Annotated in this window: 21 protein-coding genes and 1 tRNA gene; 11 read left to right on the top strand and 11 right to left on the bottom strand. The window is 73.4% G+C overall.

Annotated features, from left to right (window positions below):
- Positions 1 to 172 precede the first annotated feature (172 nt).
- The 3 genes from J2W21_RS12910 to J2W21_RS19815 all read left to right on the top strand — a co-directional run bounded on the left by J2W21_RS12910 (position 173) and on the right by J2W21_RS19815 (position 868).
- Positions 173 to 406: an ATP-binding cassette domain-containing protein gene (locus J2W21_RS12910; RefSeq protein WP_307114907.1), complete on the top strand. Its 234-nt coding sequence runs from the start codon at positions 173 to 175 to the stop codon at positions 404 to 406.
- A 3-nt stretch (positions 407 to 409) separates the two neighbouring features.
- Positions 410 to 637, top strand: coding sequence for a hypothetical protein (locus J2W21_RS12905; protein WP_307114915.1), 228 nt, complete (start codon positions 410 to 412; stop codon positions 635 to 637).
- 84 nt (positions 638 to 721) lie between these two features.
- Positions 722 to 868, top strand: a complete 147-nt coding sequence (locus J2W21_RS19815) for a hypothetical protein (RefSeq protein WP_373423105.1) — start codon at positions 722 to 724, stop codon at positions 866 to 868.
- Positions 869 to 875: 7 nt separating this feature from the next.
- Here the strand turns inward: J2W21_RS19815 and J2W21_RS12895 are convergent, their stop codons facing one another.
- Entirely contained in the window at positions 876 to 1,781 is a 906-nt protein-coding gene (locus J2W21_RS12895) for a phosphotransferase family protein (protein ID WP_307114906.1), read from the bottom strand.
- Between the two features lie 291 nt (positions 1,782 to 2,072).
- Between J2W21_RS12895 and J2W21_RS12890 the strand changes: the two genes are divergently transcribed.
- From J2W21_RS12890 to J2W21_RS12875, 4 genes are all read left to right on the top strand, one after another.
- Positions 2,073 to 2,357 (top strand): HU family DNA-binding protein, encoded by a 285-nt coding sequence (locus J2W21_RS12890; RefSeq protein WP_066500613.1) that lies wholly within the window; start codon positions 2,073 to 2,075, stop codon positions 2,355 to 2,357.
- Positions 2,358 to 2,452: 95 nt separating this feature from the next.
- Positions 2,453 to 4,666, top strand: coding sequence for a cytochrome c oxidase assembly protein (locus J2W21_RS12885; protein ID WP_373423108.1), 2,214 nt, complete (start codon positions 2,453 to 2,455; stop codon positions 4,664 to 4,666).
- Between the two features lie 182 nt (positions 4,667 to 4,848).
- On the top strand, positions 4,849 to 6,942 hold the full coding sequence (locus J2W21_RS12880; protein WP_307114905.1) for an NHL domain-containing thioredoxin family protein: 2,094 nt from the start codon (positions 4,849 to 4,851) through the stop codon (positions 6,940 to 6,942).
- Between the two features lie 289 nt (positions 6,943 to 7,231).
- A complete protein-coding gene (locus J2W21_RS12875; protein ID WP_307114904.1) occupies positions 7,232 to 8,155 on the top strand; it encodes a type IV toxin-antitoxin system AbiEi family antitoxin domain-containing protein in 924 nt (307 codons plus the stop codon).
- A gap of 81 nt (positions 8,156 to 8,236) precedes the next feature.
- On the opposite strand, the gene J2W21_RS12870 is transcribed toward J2W21_RS12875, so the two are convergent.
- From J2W21_RS12870 to J2W21_RS12840, 7 genes are all read right to left on the bottom strand, one after another.
- Entirely contained in the window at positions 8,237 to 9,226 is a 990-nt protein-coding gene (locus J2W21_RS12870) for a hypothetical protein (RefSeq protein WP_307114903.1), read from the bottom strand.
- A gap of 44 nt (positions 9,227 to 9,270) precedes the next feature.
- Positions 9,271 to 10,887, bottom strand: coding sequence for a helicase HerA-like domain-containing protein (locus J2W21_RS12865; RefSeq protein WP_307114902.1), 1,617 nt, complete (start codon positions 10,885 to 10,887; stop codon positions 9,271 to 9,273).
- A gap of 24 nt (positions 10,888 to 10,911) precedes the next feature.
- Positions 10,912 to 11,847 (bottom strand): AEC family transporter, encoded by a 936-nt coding sequence (locus tag J2W21_RS12860; RefSeq protein ID WP_307114901.1) that lies wholly within the window; start codon positions 11,845 to 11,847, stop codon positions 10,912 to 10,914.
- 87 nt (positions 11,848 to 11,934) lie between these two features.
- The gene (gene panD, locus J2W21_RS12855; protein ID WP_307114900.1) at positions 11,935 to 12,360 is read right to left on the bottom strand and encodes an aspartate 1-decarboxylase; all 426 of its coding nucleotides are present in this window, start codon (positions 12,358 to 12,360) and stop codon (positions 11,935 to 11,937) included.
- Between the two features lie 46 nt (positions 12,361 to 12,406).
- On the bottom strand, positions 12,407 to 13,084 hold the full coding sequence (locus J2W21_RS12850; protein WP_307114899.1) for a FadR/GntR family transcriptional regulator: 678 nt from the start codon (positions 13,082 to 13,084) through the stop codon (positions 12,407 to 12,409).
- Positions 13,081 to 14,394: an MFS transporter gene (locus tag J2W21_RS12845; protein ID WP_307114898.1), complete on the bottom strand. Its 1,314-nt coding sequence runs from the start codon at positions 14,392 to 14,394 to the stop codon at positions 13,081 to 13,083. Before J2W21_RS12845 ends, J2W21_RS12850 begins: the two co-directional genes overlap by 4 nt.
- A 58-nt stretch (positions 14,395 to 14,452) precedes the next feature.
- Positions 14,453 to 15,316, bottom strand: coding sequence for a LysR family transcriptional regulator (locus tag J2W21_RS12840; RefSeq protein ID WP_307114897.1), 864 nt, complete (start codon positions 15,314 to 15,316; stop codon positions 14,453 to 14,455).
- 138 nt (positions 15,317 to 15,454) lie between these two features.
- Here J2W21_RS12840 and J2W21_RS12835 point away from each other — a divergent pair, with 138 nt between their 5' ends.
- Entirely contained in the window at positions 15,455 to 16,786 is a 1,332-nt protein-coding gene (locus J2W21_RS12835; protein ID WP_307114896.1) for an MFS transporter, read from the top strand.
- Positions 16,787 to 16,932: 146 nt separating this feature from the next.
- Here the strand turns inward: J2W21_RS12835 and J2W21_RS12830 are convergent.
- Together J2W21_RS12830 and J2W21_RS12825 are read right to left on the bottom strand one after the other, a co-directional pair.
- A tRNA-Gly gene (locus tag J2W21_RS12830) sits at positions 16,933 to 17,003 on the bottom strand.
- A 95-nt stretch (positions 17,004 to 17,098) separates the two neighbouring features.
- Positions 17,099 to 18,103, bottom strand: a complete 1,005-nt coding sequence (locus tag J2W21_RS12825) for a GlxA family transcriptional regulator (protein ID WP_307114895.1) — start codon at positions 18,101 to 18,103, stop codon at positions 17,099 to 17,101.
- A gap of 70 nt (positions 18,104 to 18,173) precedes the next feature.
- Here J2W21_RS12825 and J2W21_RS12820 point away from each other — a divergent pair, with 70 nt between their 5' ends.
- The 3 genes from J2W21_RS12820 (at position 18,174) to J2W21_RS12810 (ending at position 20,531) form a co-directional block, all read left to right on the top strand.
- On the top strand, positions 18,174 to 19,427 hold the full coding sequence (locus tag J2W21_RS12820; protein WP_307114894.1) for an APC family permease: 1,254 nt from the start codon (positions 18,174 to 18,176) through the stop codon (positions 19,425 to 19,427).
- Between the two features lie 93 nt (positions 19,428 to 19,520).
- Entirely contained in the window at positions 19,521 to 20,090 is a 570-nt protein-coding gene (locus tag J2W21_RS12815; protein WP_307114893.1) for a hypothetical protein, read from the top strand.
- 9 nt (positions 20,091 to 20,099) lie between these two features.
- On the top strand, positions 20,100 to 20,531 hold the full coding sequence (locus tag J2W21_RS12810) for an SRPBCC family protein (RefSeq protein WP_307114892.1): 432 nt from the start codon (positions 20,100 to 20,102) through the stop codon (positions 20,529 to 20,531).
- 13 nt (positions 20,532 to 20,544) lie between these two features.
- Here J2W21_RS12810 and J2W21_RS12805 read toward each other — a convergent pair whose 3' ends face one another.
- Positions 20,545 to 22,209, bottom strand: a complete 1,665-nt coding sequence (locus tag J2W21_RS12805) for a CAP domain-containing protein (RefSeq protein WP_307114891.1) — start codon at positions 22,207 to 22,209, stop codon at positions 20,545 to 20,547.
- Positions 22,210 to 22,318: the final 109 nt, after the last annotated feature.

Genomic DNA, 22,318 nt, shown 5'->3' with positions numbered 1-22,318 from the left:
CACCCGCCAGGGTGTGGGAGAGTAGGACACCGCCGGACAACACCACACGGTCGAGCCCCCCAACCCACCAGGGTCGGGGGGCTCCCGCACTTAAAGACACCACCCACCCACCACACCACCACAGCGCCCTTCGGCCCTACACGCCCCCACCAGCCGCCCCGATACTGGCGGCATGCGCACTGAGGTGCCGGTCGTCCTGGACGGCCTGACCAAGTGGTTCCACAGGACACCGGCGCTCGATGCGGTGAGCCTCGAGATCGAGCAGGGGGAGGTCTTCGGATACCTGGGGCCGAACGGGGCCGGGAAGACCACCACGATGAGGATGCTCGTGGGCATGCTGCGCCCCACGGCCGGCTCGGCGCGCGTCTACGGCCTCGACACGTGGCGGGAGGCGGTGTCCGTCTAACGCGTGGTCGGGTACGTGCCCGGGGAGCCGGCGCTCTATCCGCGGCTCACGGGGCTCGAGCACGTCGATTACCTCGGCCGCCTCAGGGGCCGGGCCGACCGCCCGAGCGCCCGCGCCGTTGCCGAGAGGCTCGGGCTCGACTGGCCGAGCGTGGGCGTCGCGGCGGCGACGTCGGCGGTGCCGCTCGCGGCCGCCGTGGCGGGGTTCCGGCGCCGCGACACCGCGGCCTAGAGTCGCGATCGCCCGCGCGGTGGCCTACCAGCCCGAGGTGCTGCTCATGGACAGCGCGTCATCATCCTCTCCTCCTCGCCCACCGTGGTGCAGGAGGACCTCGTGATCGACCTGCCGGCCGAGCGGGACCAGCTCGAGACGCGCGCCCTCCCGCGCTTCACCGAGCTGCGCCACCACGTGTACGAGCAGATCCAGCTCGCCAAGCAGGGGCACCGCCCGGCCGCGGTCTGAGCGCCGGTCAGGCGAACCAGTCGACGACGCGGGCGAGCATGCGCCGCCCCTCCTCCTCGAACGCGGCGTCGCCGACCTCACGGGACCAGACGATGGTCCCGAGCGCCTGCAGGATGTTGTCCAGCCGCCACGAGTCCGGTTCCTCGGCGGGGTCGCGGCCGTAGCCTGCGTAGAACGCCGCCCGCAGCCCGCCGCCGTCGTGCCCGCCGGAGCGGGGCGCCGGGTCCGTGGTCGGCTGGAACCACTGGTGCTCCAGGCGGACGAGGTCGGTGACCCAGGGGCGGTAGCCCGCCCGGCCCCAGTCGATGACGCGCAGGAGGGCGCCGGAGGAGGGAGCGCCGTCGAGCACCCAGTTCCGCGGGCTGTAGTCGCCGTGGGTCGCGGACAGCCAGCGGGGCCCGGAGCGGTGTGCGGCGGCGAGGCGCTCGGCCGCCCGCAGGTGCTCCGGCGGGGCGAGGCCGGCCGCGCGGGCGAGGAAGTCGCCGACCTTGTTCAGCACCGCAGGGTCGTAGCCGGCGGTCCGCTCCCTGGGCACGTGCACGCGCGCCAGGAGCTCGCCGGCCTGCCGGAACACCTCGGGCGAGCGCTCGTGCCCGCTGCCCTCGACGAGGCTCCCGGGGAGCCACGAGGCAGCGACCACGCCTGCCCGCGTGTCCGCGTGGAGCAGGCGCGCTGCGCGGGGCGGGTCCAGGGCCAGGAGCGGGCCGGTCATCTGCCGGTGGGCGCGGGCCTCACGGACGAGGTGGTGCCTCGTCTCGGACGCCTTGATGACCACCGGGCCCGCCGCCGTCGCGAGGCGGAGCACCGCGATGCCCTGCAGCCCCCACGAGAGGTCCTCCTCGAGGTCCCAGCCCGGGAACCACGCGTCGACGAGGGCCCGCTGGGGCGGGGTCAGGGGAGTCGCGTCCGGCACGACTCCACGCTACCGGCCGGCGAAATGATGAGTACAGCACGGTGCAGGCGCTCCGCTCTGTGCTCTCCCCAGCATTTCCGGGCGAGGCGGGCCGCCGGGGCAGCAAGTGGGACGATCACTCCCGGATTGGGGCCGGAGGAACCCCCTCGGGCCCGAAAACCGGCCAAAATCCCCGGAAACACGCGGGAATCTGCTGGCCCTGCCCGCGTTAACTGGTAAGTTGCCGTAACAGCAGCCCCCGGCGAACAGGCTGAGGGCTGACGTGGATAACCCAAACGTCCAGGAGGACACATGGCTAAGAACCGTAGCGAGCTGGTTGCAGAGGTCGCCGGCAAGACCAGCCTCAGCCAGGCTGCAGTCAACGGTGTGCTCGACGCACTGTTCGAGGTCTTCGAGACCTCCGTTTCCAAGGGTGAGAAGGTCAGCATCCCCGGCTGGCTCGCCGTCGAGCGCACCGAGCGTGCCGCCCGCACCGGCCGCAACCCGCAGACCGGCGCCGCGATCGAGATCCCGGCTGGCCACAGCGTCAAGCTGACCGCCGGCTCCAAGCTGAAGGCCGCTGCCTCCGGCAAGTAGGCACTTCGCCCCAAGACCACCCCGGGAGGGGGCAGCGGCATCCCGCCGCTGCCCCCTCCCGGCGTCTGCCCACCTCCCGGCATGTGCCCAGCGCGGTGGGGGACAATGGTGGGGTGCCACGTTCTGCCCCACCTGCCCGTCCGCCCGCCGTCACCCCCGCACCCACGGGTCTCGCGGGCCTCGGAAGGGGGTGGTCCATCGCGGCGCTCGCCGTTGCCGTCGCCGCAGCCGTGGCCGGCCTGATGTTCTCCGGGGCGGCCGCGGCGCGCCAGGTCCTCGACCCCGGCGCGCTCGTGCGGTGGGGACTCCCCGTCGCCACGACGGTGCTCAACCTCTCCCTCGCCCTGACAATCGGCGGCATCACGTTCGCCGTCGGGATCCTCCCGCACACCGCGCGGCCGCGGCGCTCCCACGGGGGGACGGACGACGCCGGCCCCACCGGCCGCGCGGCAGGCCCACCGGATGCTCCCGGCGTCGACGAGCACCCCGCATTCTCCCGCGCCCTGCGCGCGGCCACGGGCGGTGCCGTGGCCTGGACCCTGAGCGCCATCGCCGTCCTGATCCTGACCCACTCCGACCTCGTCGGGCAGCCCCTCTCCGGCAGCTCGGACTACACGAATCAGCTCGTGTACTTCATGACCAACCTCGACGTGGGCAGGGCGTGGCTGGTCACCGTGATCATCGCCGCGGTGGTCGCGACCCTCCTGTTCGCCGTCCGCTCGCTGACCGGGCTCGCCCTCACGGGCATCCTCGCTGTGATCGGCCTGGTCCCCATGGCGCTGATCGGCCACTCCGCGAGCTCGAGCGACCATGAGGGCGCCGTCAACTCGCTGTTCCTGCACCTGGTGGGCGCCTCGCTGTGGGTCGGCGGCATCGCTGTGCTGGCCGTGCTGGGCCGCACCCTCGCCGGAGGGCCCGACGGCGGGGACCGCGCCGGTGCCGCCGACGGCGGGGGCCGGGGACGCGGCGTCGTGCGTGCGGCCGACGCGACCGAGGCGACCCTGAGGCGCTTCTCCGCGCTCGCGCTCTTCGCCTTCCTGCTCGTGGTGGCCTCCGGCGTGATCAACGCGCTCATCCGGCTGCCCCATCTCGGCGACCTGTTCACGTCCGCCTACGGCCAGCTCATCCTCGCCAAGACCACCCTTGCGGTGGTGCTCGGCGGCATCGGGTTCATGCACCGCCAGTGGGTGATCCCGCAGCTGGGGCGCGGCGCCTCCGCCCGGCGCGTGCTGTGGCAGCTGATCGGGGTCGAGGCCGTGGTCATGGGCGTGGTCTCCGGCCTGGCCGTCGCGCTCTCGCGCTCTGCCCCGCCGGAGCCGACCACCTACGCCCCGGATGCCTCGCCCGCGTTCCTCCTCACCGGCTACGAGCTCCCGCCCGAGCTCACGGCCTCGCGGTGGCTGACCGAGTGGCGCGCGGACTGGCTCTGGGTCGCCGTGGCCGTGTTCGGGGCGGTCACGTACGCGCTCGGGATGCTCAAGGTGGCCCGGCGCGGGGACTCCTGGCACTGGGGGCGGGCGGTGTCCTGGTTCGCCGGGCTGATCGTCCTCACGTACATCACGAGCGGCCCGCCCGCCGTGTACGGGCGCGTGCTGTTCTCCGCACACATGGTGGACCACATGATGCTCATGATGGTCGCGCCGATCTTCCTCGTGCTCGGCTCGCCCGTGACCCTCGCGCTCAAGGCCCTGACGCCGCGGCGCGACGGCAGCCGCGGGCTGCGCGAGTGGCTGCTCGTGTTCGTGCACTCGAAGTGGTCCCAGCTCGTCACGCACCCGCTGTTCGCGGCCGCCAACTTCGCCGGCTCGATCATCCTGTTCTACTACTCGGACCTGTTCGGGTACGCGATGCGAGACCACGTGGGCCACGAGCTCATGAACCTGCACTTCACGCTCACCGGGTACATCTTCGTGCTGACCATGATCGGCTCCGACCCCCTGCCGCGGCGCTTCCCGTACCCGATGCGGCTCGTGCTGCTGCTCGCCACCATGGCGTTCCACGCGTTCTTCGGCGTGACCCTCATGGGCTCCAACGTGCTGCTGGAGCCGGGCTTCTTCGGCAACCTCGGCCGCCCGTGGGGCGCGTCCGCGATCGTCGACCAGCAGACCGGCGGCGGCGTCGCGTGGGGGATCGGGGAGATCCCGACCCTGGTCGTGGCGATCGGCGTGGCCGTCATGTGGTCCAAGTCCGACGCCCGCGAGACCCGCCGCCGCGACCGTGCCGCCGACCGCAACCACGACGCCGACCTCGACGCCTACAACGCCATGTTCACCCGCCTCCAGGAGCGCGACGAGGCCCAGGGCCACTAGCCCCGGCCCCCGCGGCCGGTGACCTGCGCCGGGAAGGCGCGCGGGCGCCGTCGTGCGCGGTGTCGCAGGGGCGGGGACACACGGCGTCATGCGCGGAAGAATGCCCGGGATAATGGGGTTGAACCCCAAGGGCGCGCATCACGCCGCTGCGCCCAGACGATGTGCCGCAAGAAGGAGTGCCAGTGACCGCAGAATCCACCGAGGAACAGCGCAGCGCGGACGCCCTGCGGACCTCCCGCCGGGTCCGGGCGAGCGAGCTCGGCGGCCGCGCCTGGCTCAACACCGGGGGCAAGGACCTGGACCTGGCCGCCCTTCGCGGCAAGATCGTGCTGCTCGACTTCTGGACGTTCTGCTGCATCAACTGCCTGCACGTCCTCGATGAGCTCCGCCCGCTCGAGGAGAAGTACAAAGACGTCCTCGTCACGGTGGGCGTCCATTCGCCCAAGTTCGAGCACGAGGCCGACCCGGTGGCCCTCGCCGCCGCCGTGGAGCGCTACGACATCCACCACCCGGTCCTCGACGACCCCGACCTGCTCACGTGGCAGGCCTACACCGCCCGCGCGTGGCCCACGCTCGTGGTGGTCGACCCCGAGGGCTACATCGTCGCCCACCTCTCCGGCGAGGGGCACGCCGGCGGCCTGGGCGTGCTCATCGAGGAGCTCGTCGCCGAGCACGAGGCCAAGGGCACGCTGCACCGCGGCGACGGCCCCTACGTGGCCCCCGAGCCGACCGCGGGCACCCTCCGCTTCCCCGGCCAGACCGTGCCGCTCGAGAACGGCAACTACCTCGTGGTCGACACCGGCCACCACCGCCTCGTCGAGCTCCGCCCCGACCTCGAGACGGTGGAGCGCGTGATCGGCTCCGGCACGAAGGGCTTCCTGGACGGGCAGGCCGAGGTCGCGCAGTTCAACGAGCCCCAGGGCGTGGCCGTCCTGCCGGCCTCGATCGCGTGGCAGACCGGCTACGAGGCCGTCGTCGCCGACACCGTCAACCACCGCCTGCGCGGCGTGACCCTCAGCTCCGGCCACGTGCAGACCCTCGCCGGCAACGGGGTCCAGCGCCTCCTGGACGCCGGGCCCGCCCGGGTCAACGGCGACGGCGCCGGCACATGGGCCAAGGCCGGCCCGGACGCTGGCGCGGCCCCCGCCGCGACGGCGGGCGAGGGGGCGGCGGACGGCGCGCCCCACGACGTCTACGCCGGTGACATCGAGGACATCGGCTACCTCGGCCACGGCACGAACGTCTCGCTCTCCTCCCCGTGGGACGTGGTGTGGAGCGAGAAGCTGCAGAAGGTCGTCGTCGCGATGGCCGGCACGCACCAGATCTTCACCTTCGATCCGCTCACGGGCGTCGTGGCGATCCTCGCCGGCTCCGGCCTCGAGGGCCTGCTCGACGGCGCCGCCCCGCAGGCCTGGTTCGCCCAGCCCTCGGGCCTCGCGGTGGACCCATCGGGGGACCTGTGGGTCGCCGACTCGGAGACCTCCGCGCTGCGCCGCGTGCGCCTCGGCGACGTGGACGCGAGCGGCCAGCCCGCGGTCACGGTCGAGACCGCCGTGGGCCGCGGCCTGTTCGACTTCGGCTTCCGGGACGGCGCCGCGGACACGGCACGCCTCCAGCACCCGCTCGGCGTCGCCGTCCTCCCCGACGGCTCCGTGGCCGTGGCCGACACGTACAACGGGGCCGTGCGCCGCTACAACCCCTCCGGCAGGAGCGGGGAGGGCGCCGACGGTACCGCGGCCGTGACGACCCTCGCGCGCGGGCTGGCCGAGCCGGCCGACGTGGTGGTGGTGACCCCCGCCGACGGCGAGCCGCTGCTGCTGGTCACCGAGACGAACCGGCACGAGCTGGTCCTCCTGCCCATCCCGAAGGACGCCCAGCAGGTCGACGAGGGCGAGCGCCAGACGCAGCGCCCCAAGACCCCCGTGGCCGCCGGGCCGCTCGCGCTCACCGTGCGCTTCGCGGCCCCCACCGGCCAGAAGCTCGACGACCGCTGGGGCGACCCCACCCAGCTCAAGGTCTCCTCCACCCCGGCCGAGCTGCTCCTCGGCGGCGGCGGCACCGCCCAGGGGCTCGCGCGCACGCTCGAGCTCAACCCCGAGGTGGCCGAGGGCGTCCTGCACATCACCGCCCGCGCCGCCGCGTGCGACGGCGCCCCCGGCGAGGAGATCCCGGACCACGCCGCCTGCCACCTGTACCAGCAGGACTGGGGGATTCCCGTGGTGCTGCGGGACGGCGCCGACTCGGATCTGGTCCTGGACCTCCGCGGCCTCGACTGAGGTCTCCCCGCGCACGACGGCGGGCCGGTCGCCTCGGGTGACCGGCCCGCCGTCGTGCGTCTGGGCGCCCGGGCGAGCCGCCCCGGCGTGCGCGGCGAATCCGACCGGCTTTCCTAGCTGAGCAGGGCTAAGGGGCGGCGTGTCGAGGCCGACACGCCCGTTCGGGCCTGAAAAGCCGGTCGGGTCCGGGACGGCGCACGACCCGCCCAGCTGCCCCTCAGAGGGCCGGTTGTCCACATGGAGGGCGCGGGGGCTGCGGGGTGCGTTCCGGCCGCCCGAGCATGAGGGGATGGACCCACACCTCGCCCGGCGGTTCGGGCAGTTCCACGGCGTGGCGCGCCTGAAGGAGCTCCGCAGCGGCGGCATCCGCGAGGCCGCTCTGCGCCGGGCGGTCGAGGCGGGGGAGGTCGAACGCCACCGGCACGGGCTCTACGCCCTGCCGACGGCTGATCCGCGGTTCGTGCACGCCCGCAGCACCCGATCACTGCTGACCTGCGTGAGCGCCGCAGACGTGTACGGGCTCTGGGTCCTCGTGCCGCCCGGGCCCGACGCACGCCCGCACCTGCTGCGGGCCACCGGGGCGGACCGCCCCGGCGCCGTGATCCATCGCGAGCGAAGGGTCCCGCCGCATCCCACCGCCCCGGTCGCGGGCCTCGCGGACGTGGTGCTCCACGCGCTGCGCTGCCTGCCAGAGCTCGAGGCGCTCGTGATCGCCGAGTGCGCCGTCACCCAGAAGGGGGTCCCGCTCGGTTTCCTCCGCGGCCTGCTGACCGGGCCGCGCAACGGGCGGGCGCGCGCCGTCCTCGATCTCGTGGACGGAGGGGCGGACTCGCTGCTCGAGACGATAGCCAGGACGCTGCTCAGGAGGGCCGGCTTCCACGTCGAGGCCCAGGTCTGGATCGAGGGGATCGGTCGGGTCGACCTGCTCGTGGAAGGCTGGATCATCGTTGAACTCGACGGAAGGACCCACGAGGAGCGCGTCCAGCGGGGCAAGGACCGGGTGCGCGACCGGCAGGCGCAGCTGCGGGGGCTCGTGACGCTGCGCTACGGGTATGCCGACGTGGTGCACCGGTCCTGGGTGCTGGTCGAGGAGGTCTCCCGGATCCTGGGCGGACGTCCGCTGCCGCCCGGGCCGAATCCGACCGGCTTTGGGCTCCGGGGTGCCGGGGCTGCCGGCGCGTCGGAGGGGGACACGCCCTCCGACGCGCGATAGCCGGTCGGATTCGGCGCCAGCGTCGCTGCCGACCGCGCCGGGTCACCGATGTGACCGGGCGTGCGATGTGACCGGGCGCGCTTATTTGAGCTGGGGGGTCACCGTGATCGCGCTGTCGGAGACGTCGAGGCGCGCCCCGAAGTCGAAGTCGACATCTGCGGACAGCGGAGAGGCCGCCCCGGTGAACAGGTCGATCGCCGTGGCCTTCAGGTGGGCCCTGCCCTTGAGCGGGGCGAGGGCCCAGCGTCCCTGGTAGGGCTCGACCGAGACCTTGGGATAGGAGGACACCGACCACGCGATCGTGCCGTCCTGGATGCGCGTGTTGGTCGCGAGGGAGAAGGGGCAGTCGGGCTGGAGCCGCTGCTGCTGGCTGGCGGCCTTGGCGCAGTCGTCGAGGTAGCCGTGGATCTTGGCGTCGATGGCCGAGACGAGCTGGGGGGTCGCCTTGGTGGCGAGGTTGAGCGGCGTGGTGGTGCCGGCGGAGGTCACGACGACGGAGCGCGGGTCGGCCTCGAACTGCTGGCCGGAGAGGGATCCGACGTAGGAGCCCGGGAAGAACACCGGGAACGTGTTGTGCCCTCCCGGCATGTTGACGGTGGCACCGTTGAGGGTGGCCCGGGTGGAGTTCACCACCGTGGCATCGATGGTGGGCAGCGTGCCGGGGGCGATGGACCAGCGTGGGAAGAAGAGCCAGTCGGTGCCGGTGCGCTCGATCGAGAACTTGGTCTCGTGCGCCTGCCCCTCGACGCTGTAGTGGACCGTGACGGCCGCATGGTCGCCGCCGGCCGAGGTCGTCTCGTAGGCGATGTCCTTGACCCGGCTCATGGAGTCCTTGAGCGGGCCGCCGTTGAGCACGGCCGCGCTCCCGGAGGGGACCTTCGCGTGCAGGAGCCCGAGGGCAGAGCCGCCGTCGCCGTCCTTGAGGGCATCGATGTAGGCGCGCACCGGCTCGGCGGGGCCGGCCGCAGTGTTCTTGACGAGGGTGACCGCCACGACCGAGGCGACGATGGCCAGCACGAGGGCCAGCAGCCAGGCGGCGGCGGTCCGGAGGAGAGCGGGGCTGGTCTGCACCGCTATACCCTACCAATGGCCTCCGCGCCGGCGGTCGTGGCTGGTCAGCGGCGGCGCCGGGGTGCGGTGCCGAAGACGCTGCGCATGAGGTCGCGCCCGAGCTGCGTGCCGGCCGAGCGGATCATCGAGCGCAGGCCGCTGCCGAGCGCACCGCCCAGGGCGCCCATCACCTCGTCGGCGACCCCGCCGCCGTCGTCCCTCCGGGACGGTGCGGGCGGCTCGAGGCGCGGGGAGGGGAGCGGCGGGGGCGGCTGGGCGGGCCCGGGCGCGGGCGCGGTGGCCTCCTCCTGCTGGAGCCTCTCGTAGGCGGAGACGCCGTCGACGGCGGTGCCGTACCTGGGCAGGAGCGGCGAGGCCTGGACCGTGGCGGCGACGAGGGCGGGGTCGGCCGGTCCCATCGCGGAGCCGGGGGCGCGCATGCGGGTGAGCGCCACTGGGGTGGGGGCACCGTTCTCGTTCATGACGGTGACCACGGCCTCCCCGATGCCCGCGGACGTCAGGACCTCCTCGAGGTCGTAGTCGCTCACGGGGAAGGTGGAGACGGTGGCCTTGAGGGCCTTCGCGTCGTCAGGCGTGAAGGCGCGCAGGGCGTGCTGGACGCGGTTGGCGAGCTGCCCGAGGACGTCCGCCGGCACGTCTTTGGGCGTCTGCGTGACGAAGAAGATGCCTACGCCCTTGGACCGGATGAGCCGCACGGTCTGGGTGATCGCGTCGAGGAACGCCTTCGTGGCGCCGTTGAAGAGCAGGTGTGCCTCGTCGAGGAAGAACACGAGCTTGGGCTTGTCCACATCTCCCATCTCAGGCAGGTCATGGAAGAGGTCCGCGAGCAGCCACATGAGGAACGTCGAGAACAGGACCGGCCTGCCCTGCAGGCTCGGCAGCTCGAGGCAGGTGATGACGCCGCGGCCGTCCGCGGCGGTGCGGAGGAGCTCGGAGGTGTCGAACTCGGGCTCGCCGAAGAACTTCTCCATGCCGGCAGCCTCGAGCCCCACGAGCTCCCGCAGGATCACACCGGCAGTTGCTTTGGAGAGACCGCCGAGCTTCTCGAGTTCGTCCTTGCCCTCCTCCGAGGTGAGGAACTGGATGACGGCGCGGAGGTCCTTGAGGTCCACCAGCTCGAGCTGGTGCTGGTCCGCGAAATGGAAGATGAGCGTGAGGCTCGACTCCTGCGTCTCGTTCAGCTCCATGACGCGCGAGAGCAGGATCGGCCCGAACGAGGTCACGGTGGCGCGCACCGGCACCCCCGCGCCGTCGCCGCCCAGGGCGAGGTACTCGACGGGGAACGAGGCCGCGGCCCAGTCCTGCCCGATGCCCCGGGTCCGGGCGAGCAGCTTCTCGCCGCCGGCGCCCGGAGCCGCGAGGCCCGAGAGGTCGCCCTTGATGTCCGCGAGGAACACGGGCACCCCCGCCGAGGAGAGCTGCTCCGCCATCATGTGCAGGGTCACGGTCTTGCCCGTGCCGGTGGCGCCGGCCACGAGCCCGTGGCGGTTCATCATGCCCAGAGGCAGCGCGACCTGCGCCTCGGACCGCACCTCGCCGTCCACGATGGCGGCACCGAGGGCGATCGTCGCGCCCTCGAACGTGTAGCCCTTCTGGAGGGCGGCCACCTTCTCCTCGGTGCTCTTCGCTGCGCCGGCCTTCGCCCCACTCGTCTCAGCCATGGGTGAAGCCTAGACGCTCCCCCGTCAGGAGAGGAGGGCCGCCATGACGGCCATGGCCGGGACGGCGACGACGGTGGTGATGAGCACGGTGTCCTTGGCCACGACGATGCCGTGCCGGTACCGCTGGGCCGCGATGTAGACGTTCTGTGCCGTCGGCAGGGCCGCGGTCACCACCGCGGCGAACAGCTCGTGGCCGCCCAGGCCGAGGGCGAAGCGGGCGAACGCGAAGGCGATGAAGGGGTGCACCACGACCTTGAGCACCGAGGCGAGGGCCGTGTCGAGGCGGCGGCCCTCGTCGGCCCGCAGCGGCCGCGACCCGTGCAGCGAGATGCCGAACGCCATGAGCATGGCGGGGATCGCGGCACCGCCGATGAGGTGGATCGGCTGCATGATGAGCTCGGGCGGAGTCCAGTGGGTCGCGGCCAGCACGAGCCCGATCATGGACCCGATGATGTTCGGGTTCGTCACGATGGGAAGCACGAACTGGGCAGCGCGGGCCAGCCCCGGCTTCGCTGTCGCGGTCGTCCCGTCGAGGACGAGGAGGTACGAGGGCGTGAACAGGGCCAGCTGGAAGATCAGCAGGGGCGCCACGAAGCTCGCGTCGCCGAGGACGAACACCGAGATCGGGATGCCCAGGTTGCCCGAGTTCGCCACGGAGGCGCTCATGGAGGCGATGAGCGCCTCGGGCGTGCTGCGTCCGCGGAGCCACCTGAAGACGATGAGGGAGACGACCCCGATCGCGGTCGAGCTGACGGCGATGACGAGCAGGTGCGTGGAGAAGACGGCCCGCAGGTCGGAGTGCGCGAGCGTCTCGAGGAGCAGCGCCGGGCTCGCGACGAAGAAGGACAGGCGGCTCAGGACCGCCTGGGCGCCGTCCCCCAGGATCCCGCGGCGGGCGCAGAACCAGCCGACGCCGATGATCGCCCAGACCACGGCGAACCCCTCGAGGACGCCTAGCACGGGCGGCCGCCGTGGCACAGGGATGGCAAACGGTTTCCAAGGGGCACGGGCCCCAGCCTAGCGCCCGCCCCTGAGAGCGCCCGCGAACTAGTTCAGGTGTGCCTGGATCGCGAACGGCGGGCGCAGCATGCCCGGGCCGTGGCCCTCGGCGGGGTCGGTGCCGAGCTCCACGATGCGGTTGTCCGCGTCGACGTGCACCACCGTGGGCACGAACTCGCGCGCCTCGGCGTCGCTCATCGAGGCATAGGTGATGAGGATGACCAGATCGCCCTCGTGGATCAGGTGCGCGGCCGCGCCGTTGATCCCGATGACCCCGGAGCCGCGCTCGCCCGCAATGGTGTAGGTCTCGAGGCGCGCACCATTGGTGATGTCGACGATGGACACGAGCTCGCCCGGCAGGATGTCCGCCGCCTCGAGCAGGTCAAGGTCGATCGTCACCGAGCCCACATAGTGGAGGTCAGCGTGCGTGACCGTGGCGCGGTGGATCTTGGACTTGAACATTGTGCGGTTCATCGCCCTCGATTCTACTCCGTGCGTCCCGGACGCACTGTGGGGTGGGTCACTGCATCCATGTGGTGCAGTAGCGGAGGTTGTCCAGGACCGTTGCGGCTGCGGTCTCCTCGTCCCGCGCGGCGATCGCGCGCACGAGGTCCTCGTGGCCCGCCTCGCGGCACGCATCGAACCCGTCCCGGAGCCTCTGCTTCATCTTGACGCCGTGGAAGACGTCGCCGAAGGTGCCGTACAGCTCGTGCAGGAGCGGGTTGCCCGAGGCCTCGGCGACCTTGAGGTGGAATTCCCAGTCGGCGGCGATCCAGCCTTCGGCGTCTCCCGCCGCCCAGGCCGCCCGGCGGCGGGCGAGGAGCGCGCGGAGGGCGGCGAGGTCGTCGTCGTCCGCGGCCCGGGCGGCCAGGCGCGCGGCCTGCGCGTCCAGGGCGAAGCGGACCTCGAAGACCTTCTCCTCGCCGTACTCGCGGTAGGCGCGCCGGGCCGTGCCGGCCATCTCGCTCGTCGAGCGGACATAGGTGCCGTCGCCGCGGCGGACCTCGAGCAGGCCGGCGTGGGCGAGCGCCTTGACCGCCTCGCGGAGCGTGCCGCGCGAGACGCCCAGCCGTCCGATGAGCTGCGGCTCGGGCGGGATCCGGGTCCCCACCGGCCAGCGGCCCGAGGCGATCTCCTGCCGGAGCTCCTCGGTGACCTCCTGGGCCAGCGGCAGCCGCCTGGGGGGCCCGGCGCTCATGCGGCACCGGCAGCCCGGGCCGGCTGCGGCCTCCGCGGGGCGCCCGGCTCCGCGCCGAGCCGGTAGGAGAGCACGAGCTGGACGACGGCGATCCCCACCATGGCACACAGCGGCACCGTCCAGTCGCCGAGAGCGTCGTGGAGGAGGCCGATGCCGAAGGGGCCCACGGCCGCGAGGAGGTAGCCGAGCGACTGCGCCAGGGTCGAGAGGGCGGTGGTCTCCGAGGCGCTGCTGCCGCTGCGGCTGATGACCACCATGACCAGGGGGAAGACGCCGAAGCCGAGCCCCATGAGCGCCACCGGGACGAGGATGTTCCACTGCGGGAACGCCACGAGCGTGACGGCGCCGAGCAGGGCGGCCGACGCCGTGAGCAGGAACGCGGGGCGCAGCAGCCCCGGCCGGGCCGCCATGGCGAGCAGCCCGGCGACGGCGCCCATGCTCACGAGCTGCAGGAGCCCGAGCATGAGGCCGCCCATGGCCGGGTCCATGCCGCGGGAGACGAGGATCGAGGGCAGCCAGCCCATGATCGTGTAGACAAGGAGGGCCTGCACGCCGAACAGCGCCGTGACGAGCAGGCCCCTCGGCGTGCGCAGGAGGGACCACGGCGAGACGTGGTGGGCTGGATCCGCGACGGCCCGGCGGCGCGAGCGCAGGGCGAGCGGGGCGAACGCCGCGAGGGCGACGGCGGCCAGCGCCGCCCACACGCCGAGGCCGAGCGTGGGGGAGCCGAGCGAGTCCGCGACGGGCACCGCCACCGCGGACGCGGTCGTGGCGCCGAGGGACATCGTCACCGTGTAGGCCGCCGTCATGCCGGACGTGCGGTGCGCGTAGTGCTCGCGGATGAAGGAGGGCATCGCGACGTTGCAGACCGCGAGCCCGCTCATGCTCACCACCGTGCCGGCCAGCAGCATGCCCTCGGCGGGAACCGACCGCACGGCGAGGCCCGCGGTGAGGAGCACGAGGGCGAGCCCGATGGCGCGCTCGAGCCCGAGGCGCGCGGTGAGCCACGCCGTGGCACCGCCCGCGACGGCGAAGCAGGCGACCGGGATGGCGGGCAGCGCCGCCGCGACGAGCGGGCCGTAGCCGAGGAACAGCTTCAGATCGTGGTACAGCGAGGACGCGCTCGCGATCCCGGCCCGCAGGTTCAGGCCGATGAGCACCACTGCCGCGACGGCGAGGACGGCGGCGCGGCGGCGGCCGGGGCCGGAGGGTGCCTCCGCCGGGACGTGAGCGTCGAGCTCGGGGGCGAGCGATTCGTCGAGGACGTCGTGGGTGCGGGCAGGCGTGAGGGTCTCGGTCTCGGGCGGCATGCTCAAAGGGTAGACGTCTGATGTTTGTCGCCGCCAGTTGGCGCGTCGGCCGTGAAGCTCAGCTGCGGCTCAGGACGCGGCCCAGGATCGCGTCCGTGAGCGCGTCGGCCGCGGCGGAGTTGGCGAGCGGATTGCGGATGAGGGTGAAGTCGACGTCCCCGACCGGGGGCAGGTCGAAGCGGTGGGTGATCACCGCGAGGTCGTCGGGCACGAGCGTGGTGGGCATGACGCCGACGCCCAGCCCGGCCCGGATGGCGGCCAGCACGCCGGCGATCTGCTTGGTGCTGCAGGTGACCTTCCACGTCCGCCCGCTGGCCTCGAGCGCCTGGATCGCCAGGCTGCGGGACAGGCTCGGGGCCGGGTACACCACGAGCGGCACCGGGTCGGCGGGATCCAGCGCGGTCTGCTCGACGCCCACCCAGGAGAACGAGTCGTGCCGCACCACCGTGCCGTCCTGGGCCCCGGCCACCCACTTGATGAACACGAGGTCCAGCTGTCCTGCCTTGAGGCGGCGGTAGAGGTCGTCGCTCTGGCTCACCGTGAGCTCGAGGTTGAGCTGCGGATAGGCGCGGCGGAACTCGCGCAGGATCTTGGGCAGGCCCGTGATCGCGAGGTCGTCCGCCGTGCCGAAGCGCAGGCGCCCGCGCATCGCCTCGCCGCGGAAGTAGCGCGCCGCGTCGTCGTGGGCCGCGAGGATGGCGCGGGCGAAGCCGGCCATCGCGTCGCCGTTGTCGGTGAGCCGCACGCCGTGCGTGTCGCGGACGAGGAGCATCCGGCCCGCGGCCTTCTCGAGCTTGGCCACGTGCTGGCTGACGGTGGGCTGGGCGAGCCCGAGCCGCTCGGCCGCGAGCGTGAAGCTCAGGTGCTCGGCCACGGCGAGGAAGCTGCGCAGGTGGGCGGGATCGAAGGTGGGGGCGGCCATGGGGCCATCCTCCGTGAGCGCATTGCACAACGCAATAGCAGTTAGAGGGGAAATAGCCTTCCACAATCCTTTTCCGCGAGCCTACGGTGGAGGAAGTCGATCGACACCGGCCCTCCCGAACGAAACCAGGACTCTTCCGTGACCTCGCCCAGCCCAGCCCTGCCGTCAGCCAGCTCGGAACCCCAGCCCTCGCTCCCCGGCTTCTCCCAGCCCTCCCGCCCTGCGTTCCCGCCCACCGGGCCCCTCGCCGTGGCCGCGGAGCGCCTGCCGTGGCGGCACACCTTCATCTCCCTCAGCGTCCCCAACTTCCGCCTGTTCGCGGCCGCCCACTTCGTGGCCGTCGTGGCGCTGTGGATGCAGCGCATCGCCCAGGACTGGCTCGTCCTCCAGCTCTCCGGCTCGGTCACCGCCGTGGGCGTCACCGTCGCGCTGCAGTTCGCGCCCGTGCTCCTGCTCGGCCCCTGGGGCGGCCTCGTCGCCGACCGGTTCTCCAAGCGCCGGCTCCTGCAGATCTGCGCCCTGGGCGCCGGCGCGTGCGCAGCGGCGCTGGGCACGCTCGCGCTCACCGGCGCGCTCGCCGTGTGGCACGTCTACGGCATCGCCCTCGTGCTCGGCCTCGTGACCGTGCTCGACCAGCCCGCCCGGCAGGTGTTCGTCAACGAGCTCGTCGGCCCCAGGTACCTCCGCAACGCCATCAGCGTGAACTCGACGAACTTCCAGCTCGGCGCGCTCATCGGCCCGGCCGTGGCTGGCTGGCTCCTCACGGCCGTGGGCGGGGGCTGGGCGTTCGTGGTCAACGCGTTCGCGTGCTGCGTCACCGCCGTCATGCTCTCGCTCCTGCGCAAGGACCAGCTCGTGGTCGCCCCGCCCACCCCGGCCGCGCGCGGCATGCTCCGCGAGGCCGTGGCCTACGCCTGGCGCAAGCCCACCATCCGCTGGCCGTGGGTCATGGCCGGCGTCGTGTCCCTCTTCGCGATGAGCCTGCCGGTCCTCCTCGCCGCCTACGCCGACCACGTCTTCGGCATCGGCGCGAGCGGGTACGGACTGCTCAACACCATGGTCGCCGTCGGGGCGCTCACCGGCGCGATCGCCTCGGCCCGGCGCCTGCAGCTGCGCCTGCGCACCGTGGTGGGCGGGGCCGGGCTGTACGGCGCGATGCTCGCCGTGGCGGCCTTCGCGCCCTCGCTGCCGCTGTTCTGCGCGCTCGTCGCGGTCTCCGGGTTCTGCGCCCTGACGTTCCTGACCTCGGCCAACCAGATGGTGCAGACGAGCGCCAACGTGGGCATCCGCGGCCGGGTCATGAGCCTGTACACGATGGTGCTCATCGGCGGCCAGGCCCTCGGCGGCCCCATGCTCGGCGGCCTCGCCGAGTACCTCGGCGCGCACCTGGCCATGCTCGTCTCGGGCGCGGTGCCGGCCCTGGCCGCGCTCGGCCTCGCGCTCTGGCTCCGGAGGCGCCCGGCGGGGTGAGCCGGGCCGCCCGAGGCAGCAGGCCGGCGTCGTGCGTCCCCCCACGCACGACGCCGGCCTGCCGCCTTCTGCGCGGAGCCCGCCCGCCGCGGGGCGGGAGGCCGGCACGGAAAAGCCCCCGGTCCAGTGAACCGGGGGCGGAAGAGAGCGGCCGACGGGAATCGAACCCGCGTATCTGGCTTGGGAAGCGAGCGCTCTGCCATTGAGCTACGGCCGCGTTGCCCCGAAGGGCTTCACCCAGCTTACAACACGCGCGCGGGTGGTCCGCGCACCGCTGCCCGGAGGCGTCAGCCCCTGGCCGGGCCGGACGCGTCAGGCGGCGCCGCGGCGTCGTGCGTCCCGGCGCTGCGCCTCGCGGTAGGCGGAGGGCGACATCCCCACGATCCGCGCGAAGTGCGCGCGCAGGTTCGCCGCGGAGCCGACCCCGGCGCGCTCCGCGACCCGCTCGACGGGCAAGTCGGTCTCCTCCAGGAGCCGACGCGCCGAGTCGATGCGCCGCTCGAGCAGCCACTGCGACGGCGACGTGCCCGCGGCCGCCTCGAACCGCCGGTAGAGGGTGCGGCGGCTCATCCGCGCCCGGCGCGCCATCGCGTCCGGGCCGATCGGGGCGTGCAGGTTCTTCTCGGCCCAGTCCATCGCGTGCCGGAGCGGGTCGGGGGCGAGCGGCCGCGCCACCGACTCGAGGTACTCGGACTGGGCCGCGCCGCGCCGCTCCGCCACGACCATGCGCCGCGCCACGCTCGCAGCGACGGCCTCGCCGAAGTCCTCCCGCACGAGCTGCAGGCACAGCTCGATCCCGGCCGCCGTGCCAGCACTCGTGTAGACGCCGGCGTCCGAGGTGAGGAGGACGTCCCGCCGTAGCCGGACCCGCGGGAAGGACGCCTCGAAGTCCTCCCAGTTCATCCAGTGGGTCGTGGCGTCCCGCCCGTCGAGGAGCCCGGCCTGGGCCAGCAGGTACGCGCCCGAGCACAGCGACGCGATCCGCGCCCCGCGCCCGGCCGCGGCGCGGAGCTCGGCAAGGAGCGGGGCATGCGTGGCGCCCTCCACCTGGAGGCTGCGCTCGCACGCGGGGACCACGATGGTGTCCATCTCCCGCAGCGCCGCGAGCGGAGCGGCGGACGACGGCGCGAGGCCGCCGGCCGTCGCGATCTCGCCGGGCTCGCCGCGCACCATCGTGAGCTCGTACCACGGGTCGTGGAGGTCCGGGCGGGCGATGCCGAACACCTCGCACGGAACCGCGAGCTCGAAGATCGGCAGGTTGTCCGTCAGGACGAGGCCCACGCGGTGGGCGGCGGGCGACGCTGAGATCGGTGCCATGGCACAAATCTAGCGCTCCGCGGCACGGAACGCACTCGTGAACCGGGGCGCGGATTCCTAGCGTGGGGGCATGAGCGCTGACACCGCAGTCCGCACCGCCGGAGCCGGGACCCTCGGCCGGGTCCGGGGCCTCGCCTACTACCTTGGGGCGGTCCTCGGCACCGGGGTGATCGCCCTCCCCGCGCTGTCCTACCGCGCCGCCGGGCCGGCGAGCCTGCTCGCGTGGGCAGGACTCGTGCTGGCCTCGGTGCCCATCGCCTGGACCTTCGCGTCGCTCGGGCGGAGGCTGCCGGACGCCGGGGGAGTGTCGACGTACGTGCGCCGCGCCTTCGGGGACTATTGGGCGACCGCGTCCGGCTGGTGGTTCTACCTCACGATCCCGTTCGGGATCCCCGCCTCCGCCCTGTTCGCGGGCCAGTACGCGGCGCACGCCCTCGGGGCTCCGCGCTGGGCGGCCCTGGCCGTGGCCGGCGGCATCACCGTCGCGGTGCTCGGGGCCGTCTGGGCGGGCGTGCGGACATCGTCGGCGCTCCAGCTGGTCCTGGCTGGCACGATCCTCGCGGTGATGGTCGTGGCGATCGCGGCCGGCCTGACGCGGGCCGACCCGGGCCGGCTCGAGCCGTTCGCGACGCACGGCTGGGGAGCGGTCCCGTCCTCGGCGGCGTTGATCGTGTGGGCCTTCGCCGGCTGGGAGGCGATGAGCTACCTCGGCGGCCAGTTCCGGAATCCCGAGCGCGACCTCGGCGTCGTGACGGCGCTCGCCCTGGCCCTGGTCGGTTCCCTGTACCTCGCCCTCGCGGCCGTGTCCGTGCTCGCGCTCGGGAGCGGGGCCGGCGGCGACGCCCCGCTGGCGGCCCTGCTCGGGTACGCCCTCGGACCGGTGGGCGAGGCGCTCACGGCCGCGCTCGCCGTCGTGCTCACGCTCGGCACGCTGACGAGCTACGCGACCGGCGCCGCGGAGCTGGGACGGTCCCTCGGGCAGACGGGGTCGCTGCCGGGCTGGTTCGGGCGGGGGCGGAACGCACTTCTGGCTGTGACGGCGCTGAGCACGGCGGGGCTCGTGGTCCTCGGGGGCGGAACGGACACGACCGAGGTGCTCGTCCGGCTCGTGACGGCCGCGATCGTCTCGGTGTACGTCGCCGGGCTTGCTGCGGCGCTGCGGCTCCTGCCCGGTCGCGGCCAGCGGGCCGTCGCGGCCGCGGGGCTCGCCGCCGTCACGGCCATCGCCGCGACCTGCGGGTGGTACCTCGCGTGGCCCGCGGCGCTCGGAGCCGGCGCGGCCCTGTGGGCCCGGGGGCGGCGGGCGGCCGCGCGTGCGGGGTGACGTCGGGGTTCCACGGGGTGACGTCGGGGAATCAGCCGAAGGGACGACCCCGGGCCCAGCCGCCGCACAGTCCGCGGCGCTAGCGTTGATGCCATGCCTGAACTGCGCATCCTCGGCGTCGACATCGACAGGACCTTCGGCGGCCGCCACGGCCACTTCATCGTGGACCGGCACGAGCTCGAGCACCCCAAGACCCAGCGGGCGTTCCAATGGGTCTACTGGATCCTGCTCGCCGAGGTCGCCGTCGGGCTCGCCGCGGTGGCCATCGCCGTCGTGCTCCAGACGGGCGGCACGGACGTCGGGTTCGCGGCCTGGTTCCGCGGCGTGGTCGTGCTCCTGATGACCCTGACGCTGTTCTTCTTCGCCTGGCGCGCCCGCCACGGCTACTACTGGGGCTACCAGCGCCTGCGCCTCTTCAGCCAGATCTTTCCCGTCGTCTCGCTCGTCGTCGCCACCATCCCGGGCCTGTACCCGTACTGGATGGTGGTGGAGCAGATCGTCTTCGCGGTGCTCATGATCGGGGTCGCGGACGTGCTGACCAACGACCACATGCGCGCCGCGTTCATGTCCCCCAGGCGCCGCGCGGAGCTGCGCGAGGAGCTCGGCGGCGGCGCCTCGGACACCGCGCCGGGCTCCCAGCCGAATCCCAGCTCACCGGCCTAGCGTTCGCCCATGGCAGCGGCCGAATACTCCGTCCTGGTCCGGCGCACCCCCGAGGATGTGTACGCCTTCCTGGCCGACGGCCTCAACAACACGGTGTGGCGCCCGGGCGTCCGTTCCGTCACCCACGCGTCGGGGCCTGCAGGCCGCGAGGGCGCGGTGTATGCGCAGCGGATCGCGGGTCCCGGGGGCCACGAGATCGACGGGGACTACGAGATCACCGAGGGGCGCCCCGGCGAGGTGCTCCGCTTCCAGGTCATCGCCGGGCCCGCCCGGCCGCACGGGGTGTTCCTCCTGATGCCGGAACCGGGCGGGACCAAGGTCTCCTTCGCCCTCTCCCTCGAGCCGACCGGGCTCCTCAAGCTCATGGGCGCCATGGTGCAGAAGACGATGGACCACGAGGTCGCCCAGCTCGAGAACCTCAAGGCCGCGCTCGAACGGTAGCCCGCGCCGTGCGTCAGCCCAGGCGCAGGCCGGACCAGCCGGTGGCGAGCACGCGCGGGGCGCCGAACTTGCCGCTGGCGACGGGCCAGTAGGCGAGCGAGCCGTCCGTGCGCAGGGCTGCGATCCCCACGCTCCCGGCGCCGTCGAGGTCGCGCAGCACCCGGATCGGGCCGGTGGTGCCCGCGGCGGTGGCGACCACGGGGCGCGCCTCGTTCACGAGCTGCTCCTGCCCGAGCGAGCGGTACAGCACGAGCGCGCCGTCCGAGCGCTGCACCACGAGGTCCTCGAGGCCGTCGCCGCTCGCGTCGAGGATCGCGAGGCGCCCGGCGGGCACCCCGGTGGCGAGCAGGGCCCGCTCGTGGACGTCCCCGGTCCCGCGGTTCGGGTAGAGGTACAGGTTGCCCGAGGGGTCCAGGGCCAGGAGCTGGGGGAGCCGGTTGGCGGCGCACCACAGCCCCGTCGCGAGCGTCATGGTGTTCCAGCCGGACTGGCCGAGGGTCGTGGGCGCGCCGTACGAGCCGCCCGCGAGGCCCGGGTAGAGGACCAGGCGCCCGTCGCCCCACTGCACGAGGAGGTCCAGGATGCCGTCGCGGTCCCAGTCCACGCTCTGCACGGACGTGGCGCCGCCGAACCCTGTGCCGAGGGTGGTCGGCGCGGTGCCCAGCTTCCCTGCCGTGGCCGGGTAGGCGACGATCGACCCGCCCGAGTTCAGCGCCACGACGTCCGCCGCGCTGTGGAGCGAGGCGCGGGAGGTGTCCTGCGTGGTGGGCTGGAAGCGGCCGGGGGGGGCACACAGCTCAGCGCCGCCGGGCGTCACCGACCCGCCGGGCGGCGGGTTGACCGGAACGGGCGCCGGCGTCGTGGGGCTGGGGGTCGGCGTAGGCGTTGGTGTCGGGGTGGGCGTCGGGGTCCCCCCGGTCGAGCCGCCCGGCGCCGCCGTGGTCCCGGCCGGCAGCGTCGTGTAGCCGAAGAAGTCCACCACGCCCCACATCGCGTACCGGTTCGGCGTGGCCGGGTACGTGCCGTTCGTGAAGGTGATGCCGATGCCCACCACGCTCATCCGTGGGTCGAGCAGGATCGCGTTGTGCGCCGGCGAGTTCTTCCACCACTCCACGAGCTGCGCGGCGTCCCGGTCCCAGCGCACCGCGATGACCTCGCCCGCGCCGTTGTCCGGGTTGAGGGCCCGCGGGTCCGTCCAGAAGCTCGCCCGGTGCTCGATCACCTCGCGGCTCGCGATGCTGTCGCTCCACTCCTGGGCGAGCCCCTGGATGCTCAGGTGGTAGCGGACGGGCTTGAGGCCGTTCTGGGCGCGCCATGCGTTGATCGCGTTGAAGACGGCGAGGACCTGGGACGAGTTGCTGTCGCGGACCAGGTTGGACGTGTCGCCCATGGGCGCCGCGAGCGGGTTCACCGAGGTCACGGACGGGTCGAGCGCGGCCGGGCCGGTGGCGGGGCCGATGGAGGCGACCGGCGGCGGGGCGGCCTGGGGCCGGGCGGCCGGCTTCGCGAGGCGCACGTCGAGGCTGTCGGACGTGACGGTCCCGGGCGAGGGGGAAGCGGTGGGTGGGGGGCCGGCGTCGTGCGTCGCGGCGACGGGCGACGGCGGTGCGGCAGCGGGTGCGAGCACGGCGGCGGCCGCGGCGGCCAGCACGGCGACGGCCATGACGAAGCGTCGCATGAGTTGTTCCTCCCCGTGGCGGGCGCAGAATCCCACCAACCCCGAGGGTCACCCTAGTCTCACCTGTCTCAGCCCGGCAATGGCTGCGGCAGCGGGATGGGGCGGCCGC

It is taken from the genome of Sinomonas atrocyanea, assembly GCF_030811715.1.
Lineage (GTDB): Bacteria > Actinomycetota > Actinomycetes > Actinomycetales > Micrococcaceae > Sinomonas > Sinomonas atrocyanea_A.
The sequence above is the reverse complement of the archived record's forward strand: the minus strand, read 5'-3'. Positions and strand labels throughout refer to the sequence as shown.

What these genes read in the sequence shown, in the direction of transcription:
- J2W21_RS12865 (WP_307114902.1), bottom strand. Translation starts at nt 10,887, where the DNA reads ATGGCTGAGACGAGTGGGGCGAAGGCCGGCGCAGCGAAGAGCACCGAG.
- J2W21_RS12825 (WP_307114895.1), bottom strand. Translation starts at nt 18,103, where the DNA reads ATGGCACCGATCTCAGCGTCGCCCGCCGCCCACCGCGTGGGCCTCGTC.
- J2W21_RS12910 (WP_307114907.1), top strand. Translation starts at nt 173, where the DNA reads ATGCGCACTGAGGTGCCGGTCGTCCTGGACGGCCTGACCAAGTGGTTC.
- J2W21_RS12840 (WP_307114897.1), bottom strand. Translation starts at nt 15,316, where the DNA reads ATGGCCGCCCCCACCTTCGATCCCGCCCACCTGCGCAGCTTCCTCGCC.
- J2W21_RS12845 (WP_307114898.1), bottom strand. Translation starts at nt 14,394, where the DNA reads ATGCCGCCCGAGACCGAGACCCTCACGCCTGCCCGCACCCACGACGTC.
- J2W21_RS12820 (WP_307114894.1), top strand. Translation starts at nt 18,174, where the DNA reads ATGAGCGCTGACACCGCAGTCCGCACCGCCGGAGCCGGGACCCTCGGC.
- J2W21_RS12805 (WP_307114891.1), bottom strand. Translation starts at nt 22,209, where the DNA reads ATGCGACGCTTCGTCATGGCCGTCGCCGTGCTGGCCGCCGCGGCCGCC.
- J2W21_RS12890 (WP_066500613.1), top strand. Translation starts at nt 2,073, where the DNA reads ATGGCTAAGAACCGTAGCGAGCTGGTTGCAGAGGTCGCCGGCAAGACC.
- J2W21_RS12875 (WP_307114904.1), top strand. Translation starts at nt 7,232, where the DNA reads ATGGACCCACACCTCGCCCGGCGGTTCGGGCAGTTCCACGGCGTGGCG.
- J2W21_RS12810 (WP_307114892.1), top strand. Translation starts at nt 20,100, where the DNA reads ATGGCAGCGGCCGAATACTCCGTCCTGGTCCGGCGCACCCCCGAGGAT.
- J2W21_RS12815 (WP_307114893.1), top strand. Translation starts at nt 19,521, where the DNA reads ATGCCTGAACTGCGCATCCTCGGCGTCGACATCGACAGGACCTTCGGC.
- panD (WP_307114900.1), bottom strand. Translation starts at nt 12,360, where the DNA reads ATGAACCGCACAATGTTCAAGTCCAAGATCCACCGCGCCACGGTCACG.
- J2W21_RS12850 (WP_307114899.1), bottom strand. Translation starts at nt 13,084, where the DNA reads ATGAGCGCCGGGCCCCCCAGGCGGCTGCCGCTGGCCCAGGAGGTCACC.